The organism is Aquabacterium sp., assembly GCF_004297345.1.
In the GTDB taxonomy this organism is placed as follows: Bacteria; Pseudomonadota; Gammaproteobacteria; order Burkholderiales; family Burkholderiaceae_C; genus Aquabacterium.
Genome location: NZ_SCTN01000187.1, coordinates 1 through 2,751, shown reverse-complemented (window position 1 = coordinate 2,751; position 2,751 = coordinate 1). Strand labels below are relative to the sequence as shown.

At 62.6% G+C, this 2,751-nt stretch carries 3 protein-coding genes; all 3 read left to right on the top strand.

The features are described from left to right. Window positions 1-349 (top strand): response regulator (locus EPO09_RS06395; protein WP_290641327.1); only part of this gene is annotated, 349 nt, incomplete at its 5' end. Window positions 350-373: 24 nt separating this feature from the next. Next, window positions 374-805, top strand: coding sequence for a PACE efflux transporter (locus EPO09_RS06390; protein WP_290641325.1), 432 nt, complete (start codon window positions 374-376; stop codon window positions 803-805). Window positions 806-922: 117 nt separating this feature from the next. Then, on the top strand, window positions 923-2,605 hold the full coding sequence (locus EPO09_RS06385) for a DUF1800 domain-containing protein (protein ID WP_290641323.1): 1,683 nt from the start codon (window positions 923-925) through the stop codon (window positions 2,603-2,605). Window positions 2,606-2,751: the final 146 nt, after the last annotated feature.

Genomic DNA, 2,751 nt, shown 5'->3' with positions numbered 1-2,751 from the left:
CAACCTGCTCAATCAGATGGTGGCGCAAGCCTTCCTGCAACAAGCCGGGCTGGAGGTCGAGACCCTGGACGATGGCCAGCAGGCCGTGCAGCGCATGGAGCAGGCGCCACCGGGCTACTTCGCCGCCATCCTCATGGACATGCACATGCCCGTGATGGACGGCCTGGAGGCCTCGCGGCGCATCCAGCAGATGGGCCATGCCCACGACATCCCCATCATCGCGATGACCGCAGCTGTGCTGCCCGCCGATCGCGAGCGCTGCCTGGAAGCCGGCATGGTGGACATGGTCACCAAACCCATCATGCCGGAGACCATGGTCGACACGCTGCTCAAATGGATCCCGCATTGACAGCACCTGCTACGCTTGCGCTCCATGCAAGGTCCCCAGCGCAAGATCGTTCACGCCACGTTGTATGAACTCATCGCCATCGTCGTCGTGACGGTGGCCATGCGTTGGCTGTCCGATAAAGGCGCGGCCGAGGCAGGTGGGCTGGCCTTGTCCACCTCGGTGGTCGCACTGGTGTGGAACATGGTCTTCAACACGCTGTTTGAAGCCTGGGAGCGGCGTCAGGCCAGCCTCCACCGCACCGTGCTTCGCCGCGTGGCCCATGCCATCGGCTTTGAAGGCGGCCTGGTCGTGATGACCGTGCCGCTGATCGCCTGGTGGCTGGACATGAGTTGGTGGCAGGCGCTGATCACTGATCTGGGCCTGGTGGTGTTCTTTTTGTTCTACACCTTCTGCTTCAACTGGGCGTTCGATCATGTCTTTGGCATGCCTCATTCAACACCCCCCTCCCGCGAATAAGGGCCTTGTGCAACCGTAGGTAAGCAGCGTGAGCGCTTGGTTCCAAATCTGCCCTTATGTCAAACGGGGCGTGTCAGCATGGGGCCCACAGAAAAACTCACAGGAAAGGCTGCCGGCATGGACGAAGCGCAAGTGCTAGATGAGCCGAGGACGCTCCACCCCTCCGCCACTCAACACGATCTGGCGAATGCAGCAGGCGGGCTGCTGGCCAGCGCGGCACTTGCCACCGCACTGCCTGGTTGCGGCGGTGGCAACAATGGCCAGATGACCGAGCTGGAAGCCTCGCGCTTTCTGGCTCAGGCGTCAACAGGCAGCAGCCGCACCCAGATCAACCACTTGATGGCAGTGGGTTACAGCGCCTGGATCGACGAGCAATTTGCCATGGCGACCACGGCGAGCCGTTGCGACTGGCTGGTCAGCAAGGGTTATGACGCAGCCGGCACGAACAACGCCAACAAGAACGGCCTGACAGGTTTTGACGCCTGCGTCTGGCGCAAGCTCATTGGCTCACCCGATGTGCTGCGCCAGCGCGTGACACTGGCCTTGTCGGAAATCCTGGTGGTGTCGGTGGCGGGGCTGTCGGGTGGGTGGCGCGCCTTTTCGGGGGCTCACTACCTCGACATCCTGGAAGCCAATGCCTTTGGCAACTACCGCACCTTGCTGGAGCAGGTCTCCACCAGCCCGGCCATGGGCGAGTACCTGACCTATCGCGGCAACGTCAAATACAACGCCAAGACCGGCGCCCTGCCCGATGAGAACTACGCGAGGGAGGTCATGCAGCTGTTCACGATCGGGCTGATCAAGCTCAATCAGGATGGCTCACCCGCGCTCGTCAACGGCAATCCGCAGGAAACCTATGGCCTGGCTGACATCACGGGGCTTGCTCGCATCTTCACCGGATGGGACTGGGACAAATCGGTCGGCAATGGCGACACACCGGACTTCCAGCGCCGACCCATGATCCAGGTGGCGGCTCGCCATGAAACTGGTGCCTCCAACTTTCTGGGATCGACGGTCCCGGCGGGCCTTGATGGCGCGGCCAGCCTCAGCGCCGCGCTCAACATCATCTTCGCCCACCCCAACGTGGCGCCCTTTGTCAGCAAGCAGTTGATTCAGCGGCTGATCACCAGCAATCCCAGCTCGGCTTACGTCGCGCGCATCGCAGCGGTGTTCAACAACGATGGCCAGGGCGTCAAGGGCAATCTTCAGGCCGTGATCAAGGCAATCTTGCTGGATGACGAAGCGCGCAATGCTGACAACGTCGGCAGCGACACCTTCGGCAAGTTGCGCGAGCCCGTGGTGCGCTTCCTGAACTGGGCTGCGGCCTTCGGCGCCACCTCCCCCAGCGATGCCTGGGCGATTGGCGACACCTCCGACCCCGGCACCCGCCTGGGCCAGAGCCCGCTGCGCTCGCCCACGGTCTTCAATTTCTTCCGCCCCGGTTATGTGCCACCAGGCAGCGGCATTGCACAAGCCAATCTGGTGGCGCCCGAGTTCCAGTTGAGCAACGAGTCTTCGGTGGCGGGCTACATCAACTTCATGCAAGGCGTGATCAGCAACGGCATCGGGGATGTCAAGGCGGACTACACCATCCTCATCGCCTTGGCCGATAACGCTGGGCAACTGCTTGATGAACTGCACACCGTGCTGGTGGCCGGCCAGATGAGCGCCAGCAACCTGGCCAACATCAAGACCGCCATTGGCAGCATGCCCTCCGGTACCCCAGGCAGCCGAGCCAACCGCGTGTATGCCGCTGTGTTGATGCTGATGGTCGCCCCCGAGTTTCTGATTCAAAAGTGAGGGTGACACCGTGACACAACATGCCTCTATGAACGCTTCCCGCCGCGCCTTCATGAAACGCGCCTCGGCCCTGTCGATGGCCGGCGTGGCGACACCATGGGCCTTGAATCTGGCCGCACTGGGCAACGCTGCGGCCGCCACGGCAA